Origin of the sequence: Streptomyces sp. NPDC058457 (assembly GCF_042720695.1) — a bacterium.
Classification (GTDB): domain Bacteria; phylum Actinomycetota; class Actinomycetes; order Streptomycetales; family Streptomycetaceae; genus Streptomyces.
The window spans coordinates 96,556-102,569 of record NZ_JBHXLU010000033.1; the positions used below are offsets into that span (position 1 = coordinate 96,556).

A 6,014-nucleotide genomic window follows, 5' to 3' on the forward strand; every position below is an offset into this window, starting at 1 on the left:
AGCAACAACGATGACACCCGGTGAACGCAACGACCCTCTCGACCTCTCGACGCTGGTCGACGCCGAGCAGGGGATCATCAGCCGCAGGATCTTCGTCGACGACGACATCTTCAGGGCCGAGCTCGCCCATCTGTTTCGGCGCGCCTGGCTGTTCGTCGGCCACGAGTCGCAGATCCCGGAACCCGGGGACTTCTTCTCCTCCCGGATGGGCACCGACTCGGTGCTACTCACCCGGGACACGGAGAGCGAGGTGCACGTCCTCCTCAACTCCTGCCGGCACCGGGGCATGAAGGTGTGCCGCTACGACTCCGGCAACACCCTGGACTTCACCTGCCCGTACCACGGCTGGTCCTACTCGGTCGACGGCGAGCTGGTGGACACCCCCGGGGACCTGTTCGGAGTGCCCCACCTGCGCAACGCCTACGGCGGCAAGCTCCGCCGCGAGGACTGGGGCCTGGTGCGGCCGGGACGGACCGAGAACTACCGCGGGCTGATCTTCGCCACCTGGGATCCCGACGCCCCCTCCTTCGAGGACTACGTCGGCAGCTTCCGCTTCTGGCTCAACAACCTCGCCGACAGCCTCGGCGGAATCGAGGCCGGCGCCGAGACGATCGCCGGAGTGCAGAAGTGGCGGGTGCCCGCCAACTGGAAGTTCGTGGCGGAGAACTTCCTCGGCGACTCCTACCACGCCGACACCACCCACGCGAGCGTCGAAGCGGTCGGCATCGGTCCCGCGGGGGCCGGCGGCACCCGGCACGGGACGGGGCCGGGCGCCCTGGCCGCCCGCAGGGCCACGTTCCAGCGCTCGGTCTCCTGGCCCGACCTCGGGCACGGCGCCTGCGACTCGCCCGACGAGGACCGGCCCTCGCCGAAGTTCGCCGACCACCCCGAACTGACCGAGTACTTCGCCGAGCTCTCCCGTTCGCGCCGCGAGACGAGGCTCGCCGCCGGTCACCCGGTCGGTGCGAACGGTCCCGCCACCATGTTCCCGAACATGTCCCTGCACGCACTGGGCTTCCCCAAGACCATCATGGTCGCCCATCCCGTCTCGGCCCACGAGACCGAGATCTGGCGGTGGTACGTCGCCGACAAGGACGCCCGCGACAACGCCCGCGAGTGGCTGCGCCACTACTACCTGCGCTACTCCGGTCCGGGCGGCCTCACCGAGCAGGACGACCTGGAGAACTGGGACTACGCCACACAGGCCAGCCGCGGCACCCGCGCGAGCGAGCTGCCGTACAACTACGCCCAGGGCCTGGGCATGACCCGCCCCGCCTCTGTCGACGGGGCGCTGGAGTCGACCCACTGGTCGACCGAGGAGAACGCGCGCAACTTCTACGCCCGTTGGGCCCGCGTGGTCCAGGGCGAGAGCTGGGAGTCCCTGATGAAGCCGGCCGGCACCCGCCACCAGACCGAGGTGAACCATGACTGAGACCCGGCGCACCGCGATCGTCACCGGTGCCGGCTCCGGCATCGGGGCCGCCGTGGCGACCCGTCTGACCGCCGCCGGCTACGAGGTGGTCGCCGTCGACAAGTCCTTCCCGGAAGCCACGTCCGGAAAGGCCCAGCACCGTGTAACGGGTGACATCGCCGACCCGGACACCGCGGGGGCGGCCCTGGACCGGGTGAGTGGTCCGCTGGACGTGCTCGTCAACGCGGCGGCCATCCGTCCGACCGGTCCGGCCACCCAGGTCTCCGACGACGACTGGCGGCGCACCTTCGAGGTGAACGTCGTGGGGTCGGCCTCGTTGGTGAAGGCCGCCGCGCAGCGGTTGCGCGACGACCACGCCTCCATCGTCAACGTCGCCTCCGGAGCAGCGTTCGGAAAGCCGAGCCTCGGCGCCTACGGAGCGACCAAGGCCGCGCTCGTGAGCTGGTCACGCACCCTCGCGACGGAGCTGGCGCCGCGCGGCATCCGGGTCAACGTGGTGGTGCCCGGCGCCACCGAGACAGGGATGCTGGTCGAGGCGAGAGCGACCGGGACCGGCACGGACAGTGCCCGGGCCGCGCGGAACCTGGGCGGCGTGGTGCTGGACCCGGACACGGTGGCGGCAGCGGTCGAAGGTGTCATCGGTCTGCCCGCGGTCACCGGAGCCATCATCCCGATCGGCCTGCTGCCATGGGTGTGGTGAGGGTGCCCGAGCAGGTGGTGGTGGTCGGCGCTTCGCTGGCCGGCGTCCGCGCCGTACAGGCCCTGCGCGAAGAAGGTCACGCCGGGCGGATCGTGCTCGTGGGCGAGGAGCCGCATCTCCCCTACGACCGGCCGCCGTTGTCGAAGCGGATACTCACGGAGAACTGGCCCGTCGAGCACATCGCCCTGCTCGACCAGGACGAGTGGGACGAGCTCGACGTCGACGTCCGGCTCGGCAGCCCAGCCGTGGGGCTCGACGTGTCCGCCCACGAGGTGCGTCTCGCCGACGGCGAGGTAGTCGCCTACGACGGGCTGGTCATCGCCACCGGGGCCGGTGCGCGGACACTTCCGGGGACGCCCGTGTCGGCCCCTGGCGTGCACACGCTGCGCTCCCGCGACGACGCCCTCCGGCTGCGCACGGCGCTGCGCGGGTCCCGGAGCCTGGGCGTGATCGGCGGAGGCTTCATCGGCTCCGAGGTCGCCTACGGCGCGAGTGGCCTGGGCCTGGACGTCACGGTGCTCGAGCGGGGGGCCGGTCCGATGGCCGAGGTGCTCGGCCCGGACGTGGCCGAGGGCCTGGCGAAACTGCAGGCCGCCTATGGGATCGACCTGCGGACCGGGGTCGAGGTGACCCGGCTGCTGCCGCGCGACGCCTCGGGCTCGCGGGTCGAGGTTCACACCGCGGACGGGAACGTCCTCACCTTCGACGAGGTACTGGTCAGCATCGGTTCGGTGCCCCGCGTCGAGTGGCTGGAAGGCTCCACTCTCCGGGTCGACCGCGGACTGCTGTGCGAGCCCACCCTGTTCGCCGGTGACGACGTCGTCGCCGCCGGAGACGTGGTGCGCGTGATGGACGCCGACGGCTCGGTCGGGCGCCGCGTGGAGCACTGGACCGACGCGTCCCAGCAGGGCGAGCTCGCCGCCGCCAACCTGCTGGCGGGCCGCGAGAAGGCCGAGCCCTACACGGCACTGCCCTACGTGTGGTCGGACCAGTTCGGGCTGCGGATCGAGGTCCTCGGCGACCCGGCCGGGGCGGACGAGGTGGTCGAGGTTCCCCTGGCCGACGGCCGCACGGCCGCCGGGGGCGGGAGCGGCGACCCCCGTCTGTACCGCTACCACAGGTACGACGAGACCGTCGCGTACGTCGGCATCGATGTGCCCAAGGAGATCCTGGCGCTGCGCCGGGCCGCCCCGACCCGCTCCGACCTGACGCGGGTCCACCAGGACGTCAAGAGCAAGAAGCAGAGGTGACCTCATGAAGATCGAAGCCGACCAGTCCGCCTGTATGGCCTACGGCAACTGCGTGGCCGTCGCCCCCGATGTCTACGACCTCCCGGACCAGGTGGTCGAGGTGATCCTGCCCGAGCCCCCACGGGAGCTGGAGGCGGCGGCCCGCAAGGGTGCCCGCCGGTGCCCGGCCAAGGCCCTTACGGTCCTGGACTGACTGACCGGGCCCATGCGCCTTGTCCCTGCGCTGGAACGAGCCACGGACCGCGCGTCAGGCCCATACCGGGACGGTATCGGCCCCCACCGAATGGGACTTGGACAGGGCGGCCCTCGCAGGGGTTGGCTGGTCGTACGACCTACCGGCTTCAGGGCGACTCGTCGTCGGGGCCTGCCCTCCCGGGCAACGGGGGCCCGAGTCGCCGCGCCCGTCCGGAAGCAGAAGCAGACCTGAGGTCGAGATCGTTTCCCCCCACACCCCTGGTCACCGCGAGCACGCGTTCGGCGCCGGCGAGACCGGTGCCGGGCGTCCGGCAGGTGACCAGGCCGGCCCGGCCACCTGATGCAGGGGACGGGCCACGGTGCGCCCGCGCTGCGGGACAGAGCCGATCGGACCCGGCGTGGACCGCGTCCGCACCGAGTACGTCTCATACGCACACCATGGAGGTAATCACACATGACCACCACGCCCCAGTCGTCCGAGGATGAGCCCACCACAGTGCGGCCACTGGTGTGGGACCCGGAGGAGATCCAGAAGCGGGTCTCGCTCGTCGAGGCCGGAGACGGCGAGATCACCCTGGACGGCACGCTGCAGATGAAGCTGCTGGAGGCGGGTGACACCACCGCCGGACGGCTGGCCGTGGGGATAGCGACCGTCCAGAAGGGCCGCAACTCGGGACTCCAGCACCGGCACCAGAAGCACGACGAGGGCTTCTACGTCCTGTCCGGCCGGGTGGAGTTCAGCGTCGAGAAGGAGACACGGGTCGTCGGCCCCGGCACCTTCATCATGGTCCCGCCCGGGGCGCCGCACGGCTTCCACAACCCGTTCGACGAGGAGGCCGTCATGTTCTGCACCTTCTCGCCGAGCCTGTACGTCGGCCTGTTCCGGGAGATGGCCGAGATCATGCGCAAGGACCCCACCCAGCTGGGTCCGGTCCAGGAAGTGGCGAGGCGTTACTTCACCGAGTTCTCGGAGGAGTACGCCCGGCCTCCGATCGACTAGCGACCGGCCGTCGCTGACGGCCGGAGCACCAGACACGGACCGCACCGACGCCGGCGGTGCCGTCCCGCCGGGACCTCGTGGGTCCCGGCGCGCAGGACCGCGCCGGCATTCACTCAGGGACAAGGAAGTTTCTCGTGAAGAACCAGCTTCGTGTGGGAATAGTAGGCGGTTCGCTCGTCGGCATGACCGCAGCGGTCCTGCTCCGGCGCCAGGGACACGCCGTGACCGTGTTCGAGCGATCTACGGGGACCTTGGACGAACGGGGTGCGGGCCTCGGCCTTCCGCACACCTTCCTCGACGAGCTCACGGAACTCGGGCTGTTCGACCCCGAGGCGCGCGGTCTGCGCAGCTCGGTCCGTCGGGTGTTCTCCGTCAACTCCGGGGATCTGCCGCTGGGCAGGGTCGTCGGCACCCAGCCCATGATCGTCGAGATGCAGCACTGGGGCCTGGTCTACCGGCAGATCTCCTCCCGGGCCCAGGACGTGGACATCCGTCGGGGCGCGACCGTGTCGAAGGTGGTCCCTGGCGAGCGGACCTCCGCGGTCCACCTCCCCTCGGGCACCGTCGAGGAGTTCGATCTCGTCGTCGGCGCGGACGGCTACCGCTCCCGCGTCCGGTCCGACCTGTTCCCGGACGCGCGGCCTACCTACAGCGGGTACCCGGTCTGGCGCGGGGTCGTGGACGAGGACCGGATCGCCGACATCTCTCCGGTGGAGGACAGCTTCCAGAGCATCGGCACCAAGAACGGTGGCACGGCCATCTACCTGGTCCCCGGCCACAAGGGCGAGCACGCGAGGGGACGGCGCCGGCTCAACTGGGCCTGGTACGACGGCAACGCCCCGCTGGATGTGCTCGGCGCCGAGTACGACGACGAGGGCCGGGTCACGAGCCTCCAGGCCGTCAGCGCGGGCGAGAAGATGCCGGAAGCCATGCTGGAGTACCTGCACTCAGCAGCCGCCAGGTACCTTCCCCCGTGGCACCGCGACATCATCATGAACACCCCCGACCCGGCCATGCAGGGCATCTGGGACCTGGAGCTGCCCCACTACGTGAACGGCACGGCCTGTCTGGCGGGCGACGCCGGCAGCATCGCCCGTCCGCACACGGCCAGCGGAGGCGTCAAGGGGATCACGGACGCGCTGGCGCTGGCCCGCCTGGTCGCGGCGTCCGACACCCTCGACGAGGCGCTCGCCGCCTACGACATCGAGCGACCCGCCGCCGGTGCCGCCCTGGTGAAGGTGGGCCAGGCCTTCGGCTCGCAGCAGGTCCTCAACGCGCCCGACTACAGCACCATGGACCAGAAGGGCTTCGAGGCCTGGATCGCCGAGGGCGCGAGTGCCATGCACTACGCCTTCCGGGAAGCGGCGAAGGCCTGAACGTCGGGGTTTTCGGTGGAGGTCGGGCGGCGACGAGGATCCGGTTTCGGCTGTGCGTCGC

General features: G+C 70.9%; 6 protein-coding genes. All 6 read left to right on the forward strand.

Features of this window, described 5'->3' with window-relative positions; genetic code table 11:
* The first annotated feature begins 10 nt into the window (after positions 1-10).
* The 6 genes from ACFWPS_RS25560 (at position 11) to ACFWPS_RS25585 (ending at position 5,953) form a co-directional block, all read left to right on the forward strand.
* Complete coding sequence (locus ACFWPS_RS25560; protein WP_383708487.1) at positions 11-1,432, forward strand: SRPBCC family protein; 1,422 nt, start codon at positions 11-13, stop codon at positions 1,430-1,432.
* On the forward strand, positions 1,425-2,132 hold the full coding sequence (locus tag ACFWPS_RS25565) for an SDR family NAD(P)-dependent oxidoreductase (protein WP_383708488.1): 708 nt from the start codon (positions 1,425-1,427) through the stop codon (positions 2,130-2,132). Before ACFWPS_RS25560 ends, ACFWPS_RS25565 begins: the two co-directional genes overlap by 8 nt.
* Positions 2,120-3,382, forward strand: coding sequence for an NAD(P)/FAD-dependent oxidoreductase (locus ACFWPS_RS25570; RefSeq protein ID WP_383708489.1), 1,263 nt, complete (start codon positions 2,120-2,122; stop codon positions 3,380-3,382). The genes ACFWPS_RS25565 and ACFWPS_RS25570 overlap by 13 nt, the downstream gene beginning before the upstream one ends.
* Positions 3,383-3,386: 4 nt before the next feature.
* Positions 3,387-3,575 (forward strand): ferredoxin, encoded by a 189-nt coding sequence (locus tag ACFWPS_RS25575; protein ID WP_383708490.1) that lies wholly within the window; start codon positions 3,387-3,389, stop codon positions 3,573-3,575.
* 456 nt (positions 3,576-4,031) lie between these two features.
* Positions 4,032-4,577, forward strand: coding sequence for a cupin domain-containing protein (locus ACFWPS_RS25580; RefSeq protein WP_383708491.1), 546 nt, complete (start codon positions 4,032-4,034; stop codon positions 4,575-4,577).
* 152 nt (positions 4,578-4,729) lie between these two features.
* Positions 4,730-5,953: an FAD-dependent monooxygenase gene (locus ACFWPS_RS25585; RefSeq protein ID WP_383708496.1), complete on the forward strand. Its 1,224-nt coding sequence runs from the start codon at positions 4,730-4,732 to the stop codon at positions 5,951-5,953.
* Positions 5,954-6,014: the final 61 nt, after the last annotated feature.